Source organism: Clostridium sp. UBA5119, from assembly GCF_002414285.1.
Lineage (GTDB): Bacteria > Bacillota > Clostridia > Clostridiales > Clostridiaceae > Clostridium_J > Clostridium_J sulfidigenes.
Map to the genome: position 1 here is coordinate 29563 of NZ_DHYX01000056.1, position 21608 is coordinate 51170.

Consider the following 21608-nt stretch of genomic DNA (forward strand, 5'->3'; position numbering starts at 1 on the left):
CAGTAGTCCCCCTTATCCTAAGAATATTGAAGCGTCGCCAGCTCTTCTGGTTAACTTGCCATTTTCTATAATTCCCATTTTTTCCATCCACTCTTCAAAAGGTTTAATAGGTTTTACTCCTAATAACTCTCTCAATGTAGCTGTTTCTTGATATCCAGTTGTTTGATAGTTAAGCATTACGTCATCACCATGAGGAATTCCCATGAAGTATGTACATCCTGCTGTAGCAAGTAATACTGCTAAGTTTTCTATATCATTTTGATCAGCTTTCATGTGGTTTGTGTAACAAGCGTCACATCCCATTGGAAGTCCTGAAAGCTTACCCATGAAGTGGTCTTCAAGACCAGCTCTTATAACTTGTTTTGCATCATATAGGTACTCAGGTCCTATGAATCCAACAACTGTATTTACTAAAAATGGTTGGAATCTCTTAGCAAATCCATAACATCTAGCTTCCATTGTTACTTGGTCAGCACCATGGTGTGCATCTGAAGAAAGTTCTGAACCTTGACCAGTTTCAAAATACATTACATTTGGACCTGTAGCAGTTCCTTCTTTAAGTGCAAGTTGTCTTGCTTCTTCTATTGTTGCAGCAGTAAATCCAAATGCTTCATTTCCTTTTTCAGAACCAGCAATTGATTGGAATATAAGGTCCGCTGGCGCACCTTTCCTAATTGCTTCCATTTGTGTAGTTACGTGTGCAAGTACGCAAGTTTGAGTTGGTATTTCCCATTTTTCTTTAAATTCATTAAATCTCTTTAAGACTTTTGTTACGCTCTCTACAGAGTCATCAACTGGGTTTAATCCAAGCACTGCGTCTCCAATACCATAGCTTAACCCTTCCATTAAAGATGCAAGTATTCCATCTGGATCATCTGTTGGATGGTTTGGTTGTAATCTAACAGATAACGTGCCTGGCTCTCCTATAGTTGTATTACAATGAGCTGTAACTTTTATTTTCTTAGCTGCGTATACTAAATCCATATTAGACATTATTTTTGCAACAGCAGCCACTATTTCTGATGTTATTCCTCTTGAAGCTCTTCTTATATCTGCTCCTGTAGTATTATCATCTAGTAGCCACTCTCTAAATTCTGCTACAGTCCAATTTTTGACTTCTGCATATATTTTTTCATTTACGTCATCTTGTATTATTCTAGTAACCTCATCTAATTCATAAGGTACTGCAGGATTATTTCTTAAATCAGACAATGTAAGGTTAGAAAGTACAACTTTTGCTGCAACCCTTTCCTCTGCTGACTGTGCAGCTATTCCTGCTAAGTTATCTCCTGATTTCTCTTCGTTTGCTTTTGCCATAACTTCCATTACTGAATTAAACTGGTATACTTTTCCGAATAATTTAGTTTTTAAAATCATGATAATCCTCCTCTCGGTTAATTAAATACTAATGTTTTTATAACTACAGGTAATACTTTACCTTCCGCTACGGGTTTTCCTATATCTATATAATCTCCATTTTCAACCTTGATACCATCAATACAAACTATATCCTTATCAAGATGTAAAAGGGAGTAAATAGCCTGACCTAATACCTTTGCCATATCATTTTCAACAATTATAATAAGTGGAAGCTTTCTATCAATAAGTTCTTTCATCCCACCTACTAGTCCCTTTGCCATGTCTTGTATTTCTGCAAAAGAAGGATTCTTCTTTCCATGTAGGGCTATTGCAATACTCTGAAGTTCATTTTCATATTTAAACCAATTAATTTTTTCTGACATAGCCTTTTCTAAAATTTCAGAACCTCTATTCTCATCTTCTAAACTAAGCTTTAAAATTGGTAAATTTTTTATAGGGAAATTGTCATGGGTATATGTAATTGTACTTCCACTAATATCCATAGTGTGAGAGCCAGCTCCAACTACCGTTGCTCTTATAGTTTCTATTGATCTGACCAATTTTAATTTTTTACATAAGTCTGAGTTTTTAATAGCTTCTCCAAGAAGTATTCCTATATCTCCATACTTAAAGTAATCTTCTATAGGAGATTCGTTATATATATAGTCAGCTACTCCTCCTGAAAAAGATATACACTTAATCTCCTCATTTAAGGCAATAGACTTATTAGTAACTATCATTTCAAAGATAGATGTTTGAGTCCTAATTCCTACGCTTTCCTCTAAAAGCTTTACCATTTCATCAATAACTGGTATCAACATTTCTTTAGTTGCTTTATATCCAACTTTTATATCAAAATTATTTTCATTTATAATGTTTTGTATTTTAGGAGCAATATATACTATATTATTTGTGTCTTTATCAAGTTTTATAAGTCTTCCACCTATATCTAGGCATCCAGTTTCCTTTAAATCTCCTCTAGTAAACACAGCTAAATTTGTAGTCCCTCCACCAATATCTAGATTAACTACACTTGTAGAATGTTCACTGGAGTAAATGTGAGCTCCTGCACCTTTAGCCGCTATAATGCTTTCAAGATCTGGACCTGCTGTAGCAACTACAAAGTCTCCTGCAAATCCACTTAAAGTATGAAGTACTTCATTGGCATTTTCTTTTCTAGCAGTTTCACCTGTTATAATTACAGCTCCTGTTTGTATTTCATCCTTATTGATACCAGATTTTTTATATTCTAAAGACACTATATCTTTAACTTTCTCAGCATCAATCTCTGTCATAGATTTAAGTGGCGTAAAATAAACATCACTTCTATAAACTACTTCTTTATCAACTATTGATATTCTAGGTACTGAAAAACTTGAAGCAGTGTTTTCTATGATTAATTTCGAAAATACAAGTTGAGTTGTACTAGTTCCAATATCAATTCCAACACTTAAAAGTTCTTCTCTCATTAAATCACCTCCAAATACAAATATAAAAAGGCTTAAAGCTACAAATTAATCTTTCAAATAACTATGAAAATTAATTTTTTAACTTTAAGCCTCTTTGCTTAAATCAAACTACTTCAATGTAGCTCTATTTTATTCAAGTTTTATAGGAAATCTAAATTTAATTCTAGTTCCCTCATCATTAGAAAATATATCTATATCACCTTTTAATTTATCAGATATGTAGTTTTTTACTATAGACATTCCTAAGCTAGAAGATTTATCTATGGAAGTATCAAAACCAACTCCATCGTCAGCTACTGATATTTCTCTAAACTCTTCCTGCTCAATCACAATAATTTTTATAGTTCCACATTCTCTATGATTAAAAGCATGATCATAACAATTTTGTATTAATTCATTAATTATAAGAGATATCGCAGTAATTCTATCTGTATCAATATAAAAATCATCACCTGATACTTCTATGTTAATTTCCTTTTGAATGTTTAAAAAACATCTTTTAGCATTATCTACTATAGCATTTATAACCTTCATAATCTTTACCTCATCACTTATATCCTTTGATAAAAGTTCATGAGTTGCTGCGATAGCTAGAATCCTATTCACACTTTCTTGAAGACTTACCTTTGCTTCCTCACTATCACATCTTCTCCCTTGAATACGTAAAAGTGAAGCTACAGTTTGTAAGTTATTCTTTACTCTATGATGAATTTCTCTTATAGCAACAGATTTAGAAATTATTTCAGCTTCTTTATTCTTTATATCTGTTATATCTTGAACTATTTCAATAACTCTCAAGTCTTCTTCCTTAATCAGTATTCTTTTTATTCCATAATAAAAATTACCAACTTTTATTTCCTTTGTTATTACTTTATTATCTTCTGTAATCTCTAAGATTTTATTAATATTAGTAAATAGGGTATTATCTAAGGACAAGTCATCATAATGCATTCCTTCAAGTTCATTATATCCTCTACCTATGTAAATCATATCAGCTTTTCTATTTTTAATTCTTAATATTCCATTTTCATCATAAACTAAAATGGCAGATTCTAAGTTATCATTTATCAATCTATTGGAATTTATCAAGTTCATAAGCTGATGTGTCTTTTGTCTTTTGCTTTTAGAGCCATCATTAGGAATAGTAAAATCTTCTTTTATCTCATTACTTATATCATCCTCAACAATAATTACTCCTATTATTTTTTCTTTATTATAAATCGGGTATACCTTTTGCCTTACAAATCTATTTTCTTGTGTTAAAGCTCTTACTCCTTTAAAAACCTCACCGGTTTTTAGAGTTCTTATTACACCAGGTTCATTAATTCTTAAAGCTTTTTTCCCTACTACAGAATTAGTATAAATAGATTCTTCTTTTCTTCCTTCTGAAACCACTATAGCTTCTTCTGGATTTTTTGATGGCACATCTATAAAAGCATCACATTCCTCTAAATTAGCTATTAATTCTATGGAACTAGAAATTTCTATGATTTTATTAACATCTTCATCAGTAAGATTAGTATAAATATTACATAATTCTTTTATCTTATTCATAAGCCACTATTAAAGTTTTTGCAATATCTATCATAGAGCATCTTCTATCCATACTCAATTTTCTAATGTATCTGTAAGCTTCTTCTTCATCGGAATTTAATTCTTTCATAAGTATACCTTTTGCTTTTTCTATTAATTTTCTTTCATTTAACTTTGATGTAACTTTCTCCAGGTTACTTTCTAACTCTTCAAATTCTTCTACTTTAGCTAAGCACATTTCCACTGTTGGTATAAATGATTTTTCATCTAAAGGTTTTACCAGATATCCATATGCTCCTACACTTTTAGCCTTTTCTATAAATTCAGTATCATTAAAGGCTGTCAATAAAAGTATTCCACCTGCAAGATGCTCAAGTCTAATTCTTTTACTAGCTCCTATGCCATCAAGTATAGGCATCTGTATATCCATAATTACTAAATCAGGTTTATGCTCTTTACAAAGTTCTACAGCACTAAACCCATCTGAAGCTTCTGCTACTACATTGTAACCCTCTGCTTCTAAGATATCTCTGATATCCATTCTAATAATAGGCTCATCGTCGACTATTATGATTTTTTTACTCATATTTAATTATTCTCCTCTATATTATGAACTTAAATATTTAATTAATTCCTCTATGCCAGTTCCATCTAAAGTATTTACTTCAAATATTCTAGATACTCCAGCCTCATTTAAGATTTCCTTAGCATATTTTATTCTATCTTTATTTTGAGCAATGTCTATCTTTGTCACTATACCAATACATTCTTTAGCAAACATACTACAAAAACCTGGTGCTATGTACGATTCTTCTGAAGTACAATCATATACTAGTGCAATTACATCTGCATCTGCTGATGTTACTATCAAAGCTTTGTAGTAAGATCTATTTTCTAGATATTCTCCTGGAGTATCTATAGACTCATCATAAATTTCTACCGATTGAGTCTTCTTATATTCTAAATCTAAATCGTGAATCTTTTGACATAAAGTAGTTTTTCCACTTCCAGTCTTTCCTATAAATATTACTTTTTTCATGTTACCTCCTAGGTTTTAGTAATTTTTGTAGAGGTAAATTGTAATAATCCTTCAAGTACAGAAGTAACTTCCTTCAATGCTGATTCTACAGAACTAATATCTCCTGTTATAACAAGTGAACCACTAAATCTATCTACAAATCCAAGATTAACTCCAGCAGCTTTTGTAGCTACATCAGCAGCAATTATAGAACCTTCACTTGGAGTTATAGTTAAAATACCAATAGCATCTCTAGTGCTTGCTACAAGACCTAGCTTTTTATAAAGCTCTTCTGTAGGATTTGCTATTATATGTGCAAGGGTTACTTGTTTTCCTGGAACAAACTCCTGTATAATCCTTTGCTTATCGTCACTCATATACTCACCTTACCTTTGCATTTAGAGACAACACTAAAATAATATTTTCATATAAATTATTAGTCTTAGTATTACCTGTGTTTTAACAACTATTCTTAAATAAATCTATAATTTTATAAAAATAATAAAGGCTCCTCGAAAACATAATATTTTCAAGAAGCCCCTTTGCTTAAAACCATTACACTACTTTGTGTATATTTCGATTATATATTCAAAATTTTATACTGTCAACCCATTTTTTAATGTTATTCTTTAATTTTTCCGATAATTTCAATAACATTAAGAGGAGTAGGTATTTTAGGGTTAGTTGCAGTACATGCATCTAATAATGCACTGTTTGCAATTTCTTCTTTAAGCTTTTCTAATTCTTCCATAGATACACCACAAGCTTTTAAAGTGGTAGGCATCTTCATTTCCTTTTGTAATTTTTTAATTTCATTTACGAGGCTTCTAACTCCTGCTCTAGCATTACTACAAGGTAATCCTAATAATTTTGCTATATTAGCATATTTAATAGCAGCTCTAGAAAACTCATTATTTTCATATCCTATTATGTCAGCATTAAATTCAACTATATAAGGTAATAATAAAGCATTAGTTCTTCCATGAGGTACATGGAATTTCCCGCCTAGAACATGGGCTATCCCATGATTTAATCCAAGAGAAGCTGAATTAAACGCAATTCCTGCAAGACATGATGCATTATGCATTTTTTCTCTAGCTTCTATATCTTCACCATTACTATATGCTCTTAAAAGATATTTAAAGGATAGTATAAGTGCTTTTTCAGCTAAAGCATCTGAAAAATCAGAAGCATTTGTAGATACATAAGCTTCAAGAGCGTGAGTTATTACATCCATACCTGTATCTGCAGTAATTGATCCAGGTACACTTTTTACTAGTTCTGGATCTAATATAGCCACATCTGGTAATAGATCATCTGAAACTAATGGATACTTTGTTCCCTTAGTTTTATCTGTTATTACTGAGAAGGATGTAACCTCTGAACCTGTACCGCTTGTAGTTGGGATAGCTATAAATTCCATATCTGTAACAGATGTAATTTTCTTCGCAAAATCCATTATTGCTTTAGCTGCATCTATTGAAGAACCTCCGCCTAGAGCGATCAACACTTCTGGCTTAACTTTCTGAAGCTCTTCTATACCTTGAACTATGAGCTCTATAGGTGGATCTGGAACTATATCACTAAATATAGTTATGTTAGCACTTTTTAATTTTTCTGTTATGTTATTAATCATTCCTGATTTCACCATGAAAGGATCTGTAACTACAAAAACTTTTTTATTTCCTACTTCCTCTAACCGTTCTAAAGCTCCTTGACCAAAATAAATCTGAGTTTTAATTTTAAAATTGTTCATCTTAAACTCCTTTCAAGACTATCTTATTTACAATATAGTCTTTAAAATTAATTAACTATTTATGCAGTAAGTTTATTAAAAGAAAATTCATTATTAAATTTACCCTAAAAACAACCACAAAAAGCTCCATAGGAATAATCCTATGGAGCTTCACTGCTCTTTAAGTACTTCATTGTACATATTTTCAATATACTATTTTAAAAAATAAAAGTCAATAAATATTCAATTAATTTAAATGTGAACTTATTAATTATTAATTGAACTTTATATTTACACTATAATATTTATCTATTAAACTACTATTTTCTACAGTATTTTTATTTATATTAATAAATATTAAAAATTTTTCCGTTTTAAATATTTTTTATGATAAAATCCTCTAAATTTGCCGTTAAATATTACATTTTCTAGAGTCTATTATACGTTTACATATAACTATTTTTAAAATATAATATTTGTATAACATTATAACCCTTTATACTAGGAGGACAGAATGAAAAACTTTTCTTATAAAACTAATGTAAAAAATAATATTATTACTTTATATCCTAAAGAATCTAAATGTAATGTTTGGTATATTATTTCTATAAGTTTTCTCATTGCTTTTATGATATTTAATCTATTCTTTTCAAATCTACTAGTCCTAGATGGTAAATTTCCTTTGCCATGGATTGTATTATTATGTATAACTGTAATTATAACTATTACTAATTTTAATGAATTTCACTCTTCTAATTATATTATTATCAGTTATATTATAACCATTCCTATGATTTTAAATTATTTATTGTTTAAATTATACATATACATACCTAGTCATATAATTCTTATATTATCTTTAAGTATGTCTATAATCTATAGAGTTACAAAAGAATTTCATAGTAAAAAATATCTAAGAATTATTATAGTGATTTTATCTATATGTACTTTCTTTTCAATTAATTATTACATATATTCTAAGAGAATTATAAAAGATTCTAACCTTAACACTACTGTAAAAAAAGCCATAGGTATGAATTTATATTCTCTAAATTCTTTGAATAAAACTAATCTTTCAAATGTAAATATACTTAAAATAAAAAATGTATCTAATCTAAAAGGCTTAGAATATATTGAAAATTTAAACACCTTGGAAATTAATGATAATGGATTAATTTTAGATTATTTACCTATTACTAAGTTGTATAATTTAAAGACTTTAAGTATACACAGATGCAACTTAAATGTTTTAAGTGAAGTAACCTTATTTGATAAAATAGATACTTTTAAACTTATATATCCTAAAACTGATTCTATAAATAGTCTGCCATTATTCCCAAAGGTAAAAAAATTAACCATTAACTTTAGTAGTGATTTTCAGCTTTCAACTTTGAAAAATTTTCCTAATGTAGAGGAATTCTCTCTATGTTTAGAAGGTCCTTTAATCGTAGATGGAATAGAAGTTATAAATAATTTAAAAACCTTGAATCTATCCTACGCTTACATATCAGATTATTCTAAACTTTTTGATATACCTACACTGAAAACTATTAGTTTGAACAATTGTTATATTGTAAATTTAGAGGATTTCATAAAACAAGCTGAATCTAAAGGTATTAAAGTCATTATGTAGTTTTACATAATGACTTTAATCAAACTGATAATCTCTTTAAATTGCATACATATATTATCTATATAACTATTTTTACACTTTCTCCTTCATTGGTTTTTATATCCACAAGAACTAAGCCTTTATAATTTTTATTAAGATACTTAATTGCTTTTTTTAAGTTCTTCATTTCGTTATTATTAATTGCTACCTTAGTTTTACTATTGTTTTTTTTCTTATACATAGATTTTAATGCTAAAGGTAGTACAAATATTCCTAGTGAAATACAAGCCCTTGGTATACATATATTTTTACTCTTATTTTCCCCCGGTTCTTTTATATTGATAATCATTTACTCAAATCCCCTTAATATATTATTTTAAGCTATTTCTATCAATATTTTATCTCCCTCATCTGTATCTACTTGTACAATTGGTCCTACAACACCTTTATCAATAGCTTCTAATATCATATCTATTTTGATATCATATTTGTCCATACTTTCAATTACATTACTACCAGCTGAAGCCATTATTTTTATAACCTCTAGTGGTATTGTTACTTTAACATTTTCTCCATCGTGAGATTTAATCCTTATATAAAGCATTCTAGTCCCATTGGTTGATTTTGGTACTTTAAAGAATTCATCATCATCTTCGCCTTTGACTTTATCCCCATCGTTCTTTTCTAAGGTTTCTAAAAGTTTACTTGCTTGCTCCCCTGTAAGCTTTCCTTCCTCTACCATTTTTAAAATTCTTAACTTATCTTCCATGATTACTCCCCCTAATTTATATTTTATTTAAAAGTTCGATAGCTTCATCTGAAGTTATCTCACCATTTTCTAACTTTGTAATTNNATTTCAAGCTGTTTTTTACTAGATAGCCCTAATACTTCATTTATTTCATCTAACTTACCCCTTACTGTTGGATAAGAAATCCCTAATGCTTTCTCTACATCTTTTATATTTCCTCTATATTGTAAAAAGGTTTCCACAAACCTTAATTGGTCATGATTTAACTTCTCAAATTTTGAGAAAGTAAAGTTATTTTCAATTACAGTATTACATTCATCACACTGTAACCTTTTTATATTCAATTTTCCTGAACAAACAGGACATCTGGTTAATGCCTTATACATTCTTGTCACCTCCTAAATAAAATTATACAGCATATTCTTTTAATTGTAAATATATACATTAAAAATAATTAATATCATTATTCAAAAAATTAATTTTAAATGTATATTATATTAATATAATTAATTTTAATATTAATATAATTAATTATACTCATTTATTCCTAATATATAAAAATCTTATTATAAAATATTCATTACAAACTTTAGAATAAATATCCAAAGATCTAATAACATAAATTTTTTTAAATTGGTAATCATAATTACTGATAAATTTAATATATCTATTAATGTATAATCAATAAATATTATATACAAACTATAAATAATTTAAATACTCAGTAAATTGATTGAATAATTTTCAAAATAATGGTACAATAATAATTAAAATATATGAGAGTTAAAATTGAGAGGGAGTGAATTTTTATGATGGTAAAACTTACTGTAAGAAGCATTATGAATTTAGGACTATGGGGTAGACTTTGTGAATATAAAGGGTGGGATAAACTTATAGTTAGAGAAGGTTTAATCTCTCTTGATAGTGAAGTTGAATTTGATGATGAATTTTTAAAGAAAGACGTTGTACCAATAGAGAAATTAAATGTATTCTTGTTTAATGTGGATACTGAAGATGCTAGATACTGTGGAACATTATTAGCAAGAGACTTAGAAGATGCAAAAATTAGAGTTGGTATGATCCACAATGTAACTAAGATTACAACTATTCAAGAAATCACTAAGGAACAGTTATATAATATGAAAAATAAACATATGGTTCTTGCAAGAATACCTCTTTAATCATAAATGGTACTAAAATAAGAAAAATCCCCAGTTAAGTTGAGAATTCTCAATTTAACTGGGGATTTTTCAAACTATAATTTAAATTTCTTTAAACTGCACATTATGCGCATAATGAAGTAATAGATCTCTTTGTACTTCTATTATAGATGTATTAATATTTTCTCCATCAACCATTAAAGTTACATCACTATGGTCTCCATATCTTTTTAGAAATTTATCCATATCTGAACGTTTAATACTGATTGGTAAAGTATCTCCATTACTTCTAAGTATCATTCCCACGGTTCTTCCTTGATTTCTAAATTTTCTTCCCTTGATTTTTAAATCTCTTAAACTAGCATCTATTATCATAGTAACCCCTCCATATTTACTTAAGTATAATTTTATATATTATATTTAAGTTTATGGAATAATATTACTTTAAATGTTAAATATTAATTTCAAGTTCTACTGGACAATGGTCTGAACCTAATATTTCTGTATGTATCTTAGCTGAAATTAAATTTTCCTTTAATCTTTCTGAGGTACAGAAATAATCAATTCTCCATCCTGCATTTTTCTCTCTAGCTTTAAATCTATAGGACCACCAAGAATATGTTCCTTCTAAATCAGGATAGAAATTTCTAAAGGTATCTATAAAACCAGATTCTAATAATTCAGTGAATTTATTTCTTTCTTCGTCAGTAAATCCTGCATTTCTTCTATTATTTTTAGGATTTTTAAGATCTATCTCCTTATGAGCTACATTTAAATCTCCACAGACTATCACGAGTTTATCTTCATCTAATTTTTTAAGATGTTTTCTAAATTCATCTTCCCAAACCATTCTATAATCAAGTCTTTCTAACTCCGACTTAGAGTTTGGAGTATATACTGTTACAAGATAAAACTTTTCAAACTCTAAAGTAATTACTCTACCTTCTTTATCATGTTCTTCTATTCCAATGCCATAGGATACATTCATAGGTTCTATCTTTGTAAATATAGCAGTTCCTGAATATCCTTTTTTTTCAGCATAATTCCAATATTGATGATATCCTTCTAAATCAAGTTCTATCTGTCCCCCTTGAACTTTACTTTCTTGAATACAAAACATATCTGCATCTACATCTTTAAAGAAATCTAAAAATCCTTTTTGAACGCAAGCTCTAATTCCATTAACATTCCACGAAATCAACTTCATATATACTACCTCTTTTCCAAAATAAATTTTAAGTTATAATAGCTTATAACTTAAAATTTATTTTATTATTAGCTATAGCTTATCACTATAAGATTAATGTAATTCTATTATCTTACTAATTATTGTAACATATAGTATATACTTATTTACACTACTATGGAGTATATTGTCTACTAATTAATGCAACTATATTATTTTTCATATCCACCTTACATAGTAAAGCTCTTTCTGTAGAGGCGTCCTTCTTATACTTATCTATATGCTTTTTAAAAGTATCATAATTAACTGTTTGAAAATCAATCGTATTATTATCTTGGTTTACTTCATATGCTAATAAGTTTATAGCTACATTCTTAGATACTTCATAAACCTTTGTTTCAACTACAGAATTTCTAATATAATAGCCATCATAAACTATATAGGTTCCATCTTCTTCTTTTATAGCTTTATTATCCTTTTTAGCTTCTACTAAGGCATCTTCTCCAGTATAAAACTCTACTTCATCGAAGGATATATAAATAATATTATTATCTGTGTAAATATTTTTCACATATCCCATTCTACTATCATACACATTCTCTTTTATATTTAAGGTAACATGAACATTTCTTCCATACTCCTTTGTCACCCCATTGTATGAATATTGTCCAGGTTGATTTAATATATCTATCTTTGATTTTTCCCAAAGGACATAATCCTTTATCTTATTGTTATCTACAATTATTTCTACCTCTTCTGGTAAATCAAATGAAAGGTCATCTTCATATATGTCATAAAATAACTCCACTCCCTCCATTTTCTCCCTTATATTAGCAAGAATCTTTTCCATATTTTCTGTATCAACCTTATTATCAATAGCTAATTTTATAATATAGTACGCATCATCGTACCTCTTTTTCTTTATATACTTATCCTTTATATCTGTATATATCTGCTTATCATTCTTTCCTTTTGTTATTGCAGTTTCATAGGACTTTCTAGCCTCTGCATATTTTTTTTCTTCTAGAAACTTATTGCCCTCCTTTATATACTTTTCTATTTCATTTTCCTCAACTTGAATATCTTCGGCTACATTTTCAGATAAAACAATCTCTTTATCTTTATTTTTACATCCTCCAATTATAATTGTACCAGTGAACATAATAAAAGCTACAGAACACAATAGAAATTTATTTATTTTCATTTTCAAGCACCCCTTACTTAATAACTTTAATATAAATATATGATTAAAATTTTAACAACTATAGTAAAGTTATTTCCAAGTTATTAACAAGGTTATTTTATACTTAATGGGATATCTACTCTTATAATAACCTTTTCTCCATTTATAATATCTATAGAACCTCCATGATCTTTTATAATTTCACTGCATAGGTATAATCCGAGTCCTCTACTTTCAGATTCTGAAAACTTATTAGATTTTATAAAAGGTTCAAAAATATGATCATATATTTCCTTAGAAATAACTCCTGACATACTCTCTACTTCTAGAATATAGTTCTTTCCTTCTATTTTTCCATTTATATAAAGAGACTCTTGTAATTTAGAATACTTTATACCATTGTCAATTAAATTTATAATAAGTTCCCTAATCCTGTTACACTGTGCTGATACTATACCATTTTCTAAATTTCTTATAATTTCCATAGAGTATTTTTTAGCTTTTATACTCATGTCATCACTTATCTCATCTATAAGCTTATCTATTCTAATATCCTTAAATTCTTCTGTAGTACAAGATAATCCCTTGGATATTTCTATTAACTCTAAAATTAAGTGATGCAATCTTTCACTTTCTAGATAGATTCTTTCTATAGCTCTTTTCTTGAAGGCTTCCTCCTTTACCATACCATTATTTATCATCTCTGCATATCCAGAAATAGCAGTTAACGGTGTCTTCATTTCATGAGTCACATTATCAAAAAAAGTTTTTCTACTTTTCTCTAATTTCTCTACTTTTTGTTTTTCTTCTTTTATTGTATTTATTTGTTCTTTTATTTTTTCTTTCATACTATTAAATTCTCTTGACAATATAGCTATTTCATCATTTCCATGAGTATCTATATAAAAACTATAGTCTCCTTGTCCAACTTTTTTTATGCCTTCTGTCAATGTTATTATAGGCTTAGTAACTTTAGTTATTATGAAAAAGCATAAGCTAAATATAAAGAATAATATAATACCTTCTACAACAGTTATAAATAAAAGCATTCTATTATTTTCACCATAAACCTCACTATAATCTTTTATTATACTAAGTACCCCTAGACTATCTTCATTCACAAAAATAGGATAGGACAGAATTCCGTAGAGTTTTTTATCTTCATATTTAAGATTAACAATAGCAGCTCCAGATCCAGCATTTTTATTTCCACTATTTAATATTTCCCTAAAAGATTCATCTACGTTCTCACTTAATACCTTGCCATCTATATCACTTATTTCTACAGTACACTGGAAGTTAGATGATATATATCTATTTAAGTAATTGCTTTCTTTAACTAAGCTATCTTTTTCATACTCTAAATCTGTAGCTAGCAGTCTATATTTTATAGCTTCTCTAGTACTATACATAATTTCATTTAGTGAATTACCTATGGATGTCTCCATTCTAATAATTAATATATGCCTTATGGATAAATTTAATATTACTCCAAAAGTTATAATTATAGATAGTATAGAAAATATAAATTTTACTCTTATTTTCATATTATTACCTCATCACATATCCTACCCCAAATACTGTATCTATGAGAGATCTCTCATTTTCATTATCTAATTTACTTCGAATTCTTCTTACATGAACATCTACAGTTCTAATATCTCCATCATAATCATATCCCCAAACTTTATTAAGAAGTTCTTCTCTTGAAAATACTCTATTCCTATTCTTCACTAAGAATTCAAACAAATCATATTCCTGTGGTTTCAATCTGACTTCTTCTTCATCCTTTAATACAATTCTACTATCTATATTTATTTTTATACGATTTGAAACTTCTAAAAATTCACTTTGGCTCTTCACTTTGTATTTTTCTACACATCTAAGAGCAGTTTTAACCCTTGCAAGGACTTCCTTTATATGAAATGGCTTAGTTATATAATCATCAGCTCCTAGCTCTAACCCTAAAATTTTATCTACTATATCATTTCTTGCAGTTAATATTACAATAGGAATTAAATACTTACTATTAATTTCTTTACATAGCTCAAAGCCGCTTTCATCTGGTAAATTTAAGTCTAACAAAGCTAAATCAGGTTTATAATTTTTTACTAATTGTCTTCCTTCTTTAGCCGTAAATCCACATCTTACATTATATCCTTCACTTTTTAATGCAGTATACAATATATCACTTATAGATATTTCATCTTCTACTATTAAAATCTTTATACCCATATCTCTCTCCCAAATAAAAAATTATCCACTAATTATAATATGCAGCTTCATATTATATATGGCAAATATATGAAACAACTGACTCAAATAAAAAATCCCCATCTATATTAGATAGGGATTAAAACTATATTCTTTCTACACTTTCTCTTATAACTAATTCAGATGTATACCTATACTCTGATTGTTCTCTTGGTTGTCGTAAAATTATAGATATCAACTCTTCAGTGGCTTTCCTAGCCATTTCTTTTATAGGTTGTTTAAACGTTGTAAGTGCTGGCGTTATAATTTCAGAAAAAGCCAAATCATCAATACCTATAACAGATAAATCATATGGTATAGATATCTTAACCTTATTAGCAACTTTATAAATTCCATAAGCAATAACATCAGAACAAGCTACTATGGCTGTAACCTTATTATTACAATTTAAAAGTTTTTCCGCTCCCTTAATACCAGTTTCTACATCATGCATAGAAGAGTATGTCCATTCATCATCTATTTCTAAGCTATGATCTTTCATAGCTTGTCTATACCCTTCCATGCCATCTCCACAATTTGATAACCAAGGTGTTCCATTAATACATCCTATATTTTTATGTCCTAATTCAATAAGATATTTAGTTGCTTCATAACCGTCACTATAACTATCCAGATACACATTGCAAACGTCTTCACTGTTACTAATGCTACGATGAATAGCTACCATAGGATACTTAATTCTTAATAAATCTTCAAATTGCCAACTCTCTTTTATTAAACTAGGTGCAATTATAATACCATCTACACAGTGCTCTCTCATTAGGTTAATATACTTATGTTCATTTTCTGCATCATTATATGTACTACAAACTAATATGCTGTATCCATGTTCCTCTGCCGTTTCCTCAATACCCTTAATTATTCGTGAAAAATAAAAGCTAGAAATATCTGGCAAAATAACCCCAATAAGCTTAGTTTCTCCATTAACCAAACTCCTAGCCATGGCATTCGGTTTATAGTCAAGCTCCTTAATTAAATTTAATATTCTCTGTTTTGTCTCCTCTGTAGTTTTTGTTGTCTTTCCATTAATAACATTAGAAACTGTAGTTGCCGACACTTGGGCAACCTTCGCAATGTCCTTTATTGTAACCCCCATACAGATTCCTCCTACTTTATGTCATTTATTAAGCTATAAATATATTATATATGATACTCTATTAAACTACAATAGACCATATGCTCCCCAATATTTATCAAAGTAAGCACATGGTCTATGTTGATTATTTTATCAATTTCTACTATTTCTTATATTCAATATGTCTAGCCTTAAAATTACAGGAACAAGACCTGTTTATTGTAGTACTTGTCATATATATTCTAACCTTAAGATAGAAAAATATAGTAGCACAAATAAGTATAATAAAACCGTATAAATAATTATATCTATATCCCAAATTATTCAAAATAGTTCCACCAAGAAAATTCCCTATAGCTATTGAGAATCCATTAGATAGCATCTTTAATGATGCAAATATATCTCGATGCTCTATGGCTATATTACTCATCATCAGACTATCTAAAGAGTAAATTATAAGACCAACAGATATACCTCTAATAACTAAAAAAAGTATAAACAATTCACTGTTAGAAACCACTGCTAACATAAAACAACTGATAATTGCAATTATAAATACAGTCAGGTTAAATTTCTTTACCCCCATCCGTTCTATAATTCCAGGCATTAAAATAAGCCCAAACATACTTAAAATAGTTAATGAAAAAGTTATATAAGATATTATATTATTTCCTAAACCAAAATAATTCTTTAATATTAAATTATTATAAGGTGCTACACCACTAAATCCTATGGCGTTAATAAATAAAAGCATAGAAAAAAGTCTAATTTGCTTATCAGACTTTAAGCATTCTATTGTTTCCCTCATACTTTTCTTTACTTCTTCATTTTCTACTACATTAGTTATATCCTTAGGTAGTAAAAAGCATCTAATAGTTGAAGTCACTATTAGAATTACGGCTGCTAATAGAAACAACTTTTTATATCCTATTCTCGCAAAATATTCTATGCCTGTTATGTTTCCAGCTACTAGTGCTCCTACAGCTCCGGCTATTAAATTTACAGAATACTTATAGCTATAGGCACAACATTCCTTTTTGCCTATAGTATATGAATACAACAGTTGTAATTCTGTAACATTTATAAGACATGTACCCATATTTATAAGAATTTGACCAAACATAAGAATTATCATTGCTCTAAACCCCATATGAAACCCAACTCCTATGGCACAAATTATTAATCCTATACATAAAATTCTCTTTCTTCCAAGTATTTTAATAAATGGTCCTACAAAAAAGCCTGTCAAAGTAAATAGGGAGCCTAGAGAAAATATTGTTCCTATAGCTTCAGCTGATAAGCCTATAAAATCATAATATAAAATTTGCAAGAAGAAAAACATTCCCATGGCCAGAGCGAATAAAGCTTCACTTGCTACCATTATATGTATGTTCCTAGGAAATGTCTTTATTATTTGTAACATCTTTAATTTACCCATTTTATGTCCACCTTAAATAATCATTCTCTATTTAGGGTAAACAAAATTTCAATACTTATACAAAAAGAGAGCATTATTTCTCTCTTAAAATTAATTATATTCAACTTCTTTTAAGCATAATCCTTTAGCTTGAGCCATTGGTCCAGCTTGCGCTCTCTCTTTTGCCTCTAAAATTTTAGCAACATCACTTGGCTTTAACTGACTTTTTCCAACTTCTAAAAGAGTTCCAACTATTATTCTAACCATATTTAAAAGGAATCCATCTCCATTGACCTCTATTTTAATAATCTCATCATCCTTTGTTATATCAATATAATTTATAGTTCTAACAGTGGATTTATTATCTGATTTTAAGCTTGTAAAACTCTTAAAATCATGGGTACCAACCAAAACATCTGCTGCTGCCATCATAGCATTTAAATTTATTTCTTCTTCAATGTGGTATGTAAATTTTCTATTAAATACATTTCTATATTTTCCATTGTTTATAGTATACTCATAGGTTTTTGCCTTTGCATTATATCTAGAGTGAAATCTTTCGTGAACATCAGTTACTGATTTTACAACTATATCCTCTGGTAAAAATTCATAAAGATAGTTCAAAATATCTTCATTGGTAAGGGTAGCTTTAGTATGAAAATTAGCTATATAGTTCTTAGCATGTACCCCTGTGTCTGTTCTCCCACAACCTATAACTTGAATATCTTCATTAGTCATCTTACTTAATACATTTTCAATTTTATCTTGTATAGTAGCAACATTATCCTTTTGCTTTTGCCATCCTTTATATCTAGTTCCATCATATTCTATTACCATTTTTAAATTTCTCATAAAATCTCCTTTATTATCTCTGCTAGTTAAATTCTCTATAGAATAAACAGAGTTCTACCTCTTAGCTCATTCCAATTAAGTATATACTCTTTACTAAAATAAAGCTATAAAATTATGTAGTTATATTATTTAACTGTCTTGCAATTTTTAATTATCCCTTGGTAGAGGTATTCTAAATACTCCACATCCACATTTTCAGCCTTTAAACTATCAATTCTTTCTCTAGCCTTTTCTAGAGCCTCTTTTGATTCTGCATAATCCCTTTGTTTTATAGCATTACTTGTATATTGAAGCAAATAATCTACCTTTAATACAATTTTGGCTAAGTCTTCTCTATCATCATTTACTAAATCCAATAAAAGAGAATATATCTTAGGGGATGAGCTATTTCTATGAGTATTTAAAAAGTCATTATTTTTGCTATTTTTCTTTGTCATAATATTATTTCTCCCTTCTTAATCCTTAAAATTTTTATCTATTTTCAAATACTACCTTTCCTTTACATAGAGTCTTTACAATATTATACTTATTGTCTAATATTACTATATCACAGTCCTTGCCTTTATCTAAACTACCCTTCCTATGAAGTATATTTAAATTCCTAGCTGGATTTGTACTTGCCATAGTGACAGCGTCTTCTAATGTACATCCAGTGAATTTTATTATATTCTTTACCGCATCTATCATAGTTAAACAACTTCCAGCTAAGGTTGTATCTTCAAGTCTAGCTTCATTTCCAATCTTAATAACCTTTTGTCCACCAAGTTTGTACTCACCATCTTTTAATCCTTTAGCTTCCATAGAATCTGTTATTAATATTATTTTTTCCCTTCCCTTTATTTTATAAACAGCTTTTATAGTGTCTTTGTGAAGATGTATTCCATCACATATTATTTCTACACCTAATTCATCAAAAGCAAAACCAGCAGTAACTACTCCAGGTTCTCTGTGATGATGAGGGCTTTGTCCATTGTGAAAATGTGTAACACTGGAAAGACCCCTTTCTACTGCTATTTCTATTTGAGAAAAAGTTCCATCACTATGACCTACTGATGGAATAATATTATTATTTGTAAGACATTTTATAAATTCAAACTTATTGTCTAATTCAGGAGCATAAGTAACTTTTTTAATGTTATTGTGAGAATGTTTTATAAGCTCCTTCATTATCTCACTATCTGGGGTTAAAATATAATCCTCAGGTTGAGCGCCCTTATACTTTTTATTTATAAAGGGACCTTCCAAATGAAGTCCAATTATTTCTGCTCCAACTACTTCATTATTATCATTATGATTTTTAACCTTTAAAGTATTATCAATAGCTTCTCTTATTTTTTTCAAACTTGCAGTCATGGTGGTTGGAAGAAAAGCTGTAACTCCTTCTCCTGGCAATTTATTAGTTAGATTTCTTAAACCTTCATAATCAGTGTCCATGATATCTATTCCGTATCCACCATGGGTATGTTCATCTATAAAGCCAGGTACTGCATAACATCCTTTTTCTATAACTAAAGACTCTCCATGGTCTGAAATTTTTCCATCTTTAATATATATTGTTGTATCTGTTAATACCTTTATCATTACCATTGCCCCTTAAATCTTTATTTTTCACTAACAAAGCAACTATTAATATTCATATTAAATATATTTCCAATCTTACTATTTAAATGAAAAAACCTTGAAACCCGCATGAATAGAACAAATAGTTAAATAGTTAAATAGTTTCCTATATAGCTATTTGGCTATTTACCTATCTAAATAGTGAACTATGGAAATAGTACGATATTCTACATTTCATTATAAGATAATCTTACTAAAGGTTAAACATATTTTTATTACTATAGTAGAAAAACTTTTTGTATTTTTTATTAACTATAAACACATGCTATTCGTATATTAATTACTAAAGTCACTAATGATATTTTTAAAAGGAGGATTAAAATGAGTAAAAAATTTATACGTAATTTAAGTTTAGTCCTTGTAATTATAAGTTCTTTTATGTTTGTTGGATGTACTTCTATCACAGGGTATACCTCAAACTCAACTACAGACAAGGATGAAAATAAAAGTGTATTTAATACTGTGAAAAAAGTTGATGATAAAATAATTAAAGGAACTTCTCAAAATAATCAGGGAAATCCTTCATCCTTAAAAGATGATTTAGCAGTTAAGCCATCAGAGGTAAATGAAAATATACCCAATGATAGCTCTAACAGTCCATCTAATGAAGCTCCTGCTCCAACAGCTTCAAAAATAGATACTACTAATCTTAGCAATGAAAAAATAGCATGGTGGTTTAAACCAAATAAACAACATGTAACACCAGAAGTAAATTTAAAGTTAAATTTTGATTTAAATAAATATGATGCTCATTACGTAGGAGATACTAGTAAAAAGGTGCTTTATTTAACCTTTGATGAAGGTTATGAAAATGGATATACCACTAAAATTTTAGATATACTAAAAGCAAATGATGTTAAGGCTATATTCTTTGTAACTTCACCCTATGTAAAGGATAATCCAGATATTATAAAGAGAATGGTAGAAGAAGGGCATATTGTTGGTAATCACACAAATCATCATCCTTCTATGCCAGATGTTACTAGATCAGATGAGAAATTTAACAATGAATTTTCAGATGTAGAATCAAAGTTTAAAGAAATTACTGGTGAAAATATGCCGCTTTATTTCAGACCACCAATGGGTGAATATTCCGAGAAATCTTTAGCTATGACAAAAAATCTAGGTTATAAAACATTATTCTGGAGTTTTGCATATCATGATTGGGATATAAACAAACAACCTGATCCAGTTAAAGCAAAGGATACTATAATGAATGGATTACACAATGGTGCAATTCTTCTTATCCATGCAGTTTCTAAGACTAACACAGAAATCCTTGATTCTGTAATAAAAGAAGCCAAAGCACAAGGCTATGAATTTCAACTATTCCAATAGAGTATAAAATATATTTCTTTAAAGATGC

General features: G+C 28.7%; 23 protein-coding genes. 3 read left to right on the plus strand and 20 right to left on the minus strand.

Annotation, left to right across the window (positions count from 1 at the left end):
* Window positions 1-12 precede the first annotated feature (12 nt).
* The 7 genes from B2671_RS09215 to B2671_RS09245 all read right to left on the minus strand — a co-directional run bounded on the left by B2671_RS09215 (window position 13) and on the right by B2671_RS09245 (window position 7135).
* On the minus strand, window positions 13-1377 hold the full coding sequence (locus tag B2671_RS09215; RefSeq protein WP_346870151.1) for an ethanolamine ammonia-lyase subunit EutB: 1365 nt from the start codon (window positions 1375-1377) through the stop codon (window positions 13-15).
* Between the two features lie 17 nt (window positions 1378-1394).
* Window positions 1395-2828, minus strand: a complete 1434-nt coding sequence (gene eutA, locus B2671_RS09220) for an ethanolamine ammonia-lyase reactivating factor EutA (RefSeq protein WP_346870152.1) — start codon at window positions 2826-2828, stop codon at window positions 1395-1397.
* A gap of 129 nt (window positions 2829-2957) precedes the next feature.
* Window positions 2958-4382 (minus strand): sensor histidine kinase, encoded by a 1425-nt coding sequence (locus B2671_RS09225; RefSeq protein WP_346870153.1) that lies wholly within the window; start codon window positions 4380-4382, stop codon window positions 2958-2960.
* On the minus strand, window positions 4375-4947 hold the full coding sequence (locus tag B2671_RS09230) for an ANTAR domain-containing response regulator (RefSeq protein ID WP_346870154.1): 573 nt from the start codon (window positions 4945-4947) through the stop codon (window positions 4375-4377). The genes B2671_RS09225 and B2671_RS09230 overlap by 8 nt, the downstream gene beginning before the upstream one ends.
* A 21-nt stretch (window positions 4948-4968) precedes the next feature.
* Window positions 4969-5400 carry a EutP/PduV family microcompartment system protein gene (locus tag B2671_RS09235; RefSeq protein ID WP_035130567.1) on the minus strand — a complete coding sequence of 144 codons (432 nt, stop codon included), beginning with the start codon at window positions 5398-5400 and terminating at the stop codon, window positions 4969-4971.
* An 8-nt stretch (window positions 5401-5408) separates the two neighbouring features.
* Complete coding sequence (locus tag B2671_RS09240; protein ID WP_346870155.1) at window positions 5409-5756, minus strand: BMC domain-containing protein; 348 nt, start codon at window positions 5754-5756, stop codon at window positions 5409-5411.
* 245 nt (window positions 5757-6001) lie between these two features.
* Window positions 6002-7135 carry a 1-propanol dehydrogenase PduQ gene (locus B2671_RS09245; protein ID WP_346870156.1) on the minus strand — a complete coding sequence of 378 codons (1134 nt, stop codon included), beginning with the start codon at window positions 7133-7135 and terminating at the stop codon, window positions 6002-6004.
* Between the two features lie 493 nt (window positions 7136-7628).
* On the opposite strand from B2671_RS09245, the gene B2671_RS09250 reads away from it, so the two are divergent.
* Window positions 7629-8747: a hypothetical protein gene (locus tag B2671_RS09250; protein WP_346870157.1), complete on the plus strand. Its 1119-nt coding sequence runs from the start codon at window positions 7629-7631 to the stop codon at window positions 8745-8747.
* Between the two features lie 58 nt (window positions 8748-8805).
* On the opposite strand, the gene B2671_RS09255 is transcribed toward B2671_RS09250, so the two are convergent.
* From B2671_RS09255 to B2671_RS09265, 3 genes are all read right to left on the minus strand, one after another.
* A complete protein-coding gene (locus B2671_RS09255) occupies window positions 8806-9075 on the minus strand; it encodes a hypothetical protein (protein WP_346870158.1) in 270 nt (89 codons plus the stop codon).
* Window positions 9076-9102: 27 nt separating this feature from the next.
* A complete protein-coding gene (locus B2671_RS09260; protein WP_346870159.1) occupies window positions 9103-9495 on the minus strand; it encodes an SHOCT-like domain-containing protein in 393 nt (130 codons plus the stop codon).
* 69 nt (window positions 9496-9564) lie between these two features.
* Window positions 9565-9861: a DUF2089 domain-containing protein gene (locus B2671_RS09265; protein WP_346870160.1), complete on the minus strand. Its 297-nt coding sequence runs from the start codon at window positions 9859-9861 to the stop codon at window positions 9565-9567.
* Between the two features lie 423 nt (window positions 9862-10284).
* Between B2671_RS09265 and B2671_RS09270 the strand changes: the two genes are divergently transcribed.
* The gene (locus tag B2671_RS09270) at window positions 10285-10656 is read left to right on the plus strand and encodes a hypothetical protein (protein WP_035130245.1); all 372 of its coding nucleotides are present in this window, start codon (window positions 10285-10287) and stop codon (window positions 10654-10656) included.
* An 81-nt stretch (window positions 10657-10737) separates the two neighbouring features.
* On the opposite strand, the gene B2671_RS09275 is transcribed toward B2671_RS09270, so the two are convergent.
* The 10 genes from B2671_RS09275 to nagA all read right to left on the minus strand — a co-directional run bounded on the left by B2671_RS09275 (window position 10738) and on the right by nagA (window position 20203).
* Window positions 10738-11010: a hypothetical protein gene (locus B2671_RS09275; RefSeq protein ID WP_346870161.1), complete on the minus strand. Its 273-nt coding sequence runs from the start codon at window positions 11008-11010 to the stop codon at window positions 10738-10740.
* Window positions 11011-11086: 76 nt separating this feature from the next.
* A complete protein-coding gene (locus B2671_RS09280; RefSeq protein ID WP_346870162.1) occupies window positions 11087-11842 on the minus strand; it encodes an exodeoxyribonuclease III in 756 nt (251 codons plus the stop codon).
* Between the two features lie 154 nt (window positions 11843-11996).
* Complete coding sequence (locus B2671_RS09285) at window positions 11997-13025, minus strand: hypothetical protein (RefSeq protein WP_346870163.1); 1029 nt, start codon at window positions 13023-13025, stop codon at window positions 11997-11999.
* A 92-nt stretch (window positions 13026-13117) separates the two neighbouring features.
* Window positions 13118-14551: a HAMP domain-containing sensor histidine kinase gene (locus B2671_RS09290; RefSeq protein WP_346870164.1), complete on the minus strand. Its 1434-nt coding sequence runs from the start codon at window positions 14549-14551 to the stop codon at window positions 13118-13120.
* Between the two features lie 4 nt (window positions 14552-14555).
* Entirely contained in the window at window positions 14556-15239 is a 684-nt protein-coding gene (locus tag B2671_RS09295) for a response regulator transcription factor (protein ID WP_346870165.1), read from the minus strand.
* A 124-nt stretch (window positions 15240-15363) separates the two neighbouring features.
* Window positions 15364-16374 (minus strand): substrate-binding domain-containing protein, encoded by a 1011-nt coding sequence (locus B2671_RS09300; protein ID WP_346870166.1) that lies wholly within the window; start codon window positions 16372-16374, stop codon window positions 15364-15366.
* Between the two features lie 142 nt (window positions 16375-16516).
* Entirely contained in the window at window positions 16517-17791 is a 1275-nt protein-coding gene (locus B2671_RS09305) for an MFS transporter (protein WP_346870167.1), read from the minus strand.
* Between the two features lie 90 nt (window positions 17792-17881).
* The gene (gene truA, locus B2671_RS09310; protein ID WP_346870168.1) at window positions 17882-18622 is read right to left on the minus strand and encodes a tRNA pseudouridine(38-40) synthase TruA; all 741 of its coding nucleotides are present in this window, start codon (window positions 18620-18622) and stop codon (window positions 17882-17884) included.
* A 125-nt stretch (window positions 18623-18747) separates the two neighbouring features.
* On the minus strand, window positions 18748-19059 hold the full coding sequence (locus B2671_RS09315) for a hypothetical protein (RefSeq protein WP_346870169.1): 312 nt from the start codon (window positions 19057-19059) through the stop codon (window positions 18748-18750).
* A 34-nt stretch (window positions 19060-19093) separates the two neighbouring features.
* Window positions 19094-20203: an N-acetylglucosamine-6-phosphate deacetylase gene (nagA, locus tag B2671_RS09320; protein WP_346870170.1), complete on the minus strand. Its 1110-nt coding sequence runs from the start codon at window positions 20201-20203 to the stop codon at window positions 19094-19096.
* 360 nt (window positions 20204-20563) lie between these two features.
* Between nagA and pdaA the strand changes: the two genes are divergently transcribed.
* Window positions 20564-21580 (plus strand): delta-lactam-biosynthetic de-N-acetylase, encoded by a 1017-nt coding sequence (gene pdaA, locus B2671_RS09325; protein ID WP_414632629.1) that lies wholly within the window; start codon window positions 20564-20566, stop codon window positions 21578-21580.
* Window positions 21581-21608 lie beyond the last annotated feature (28 nt).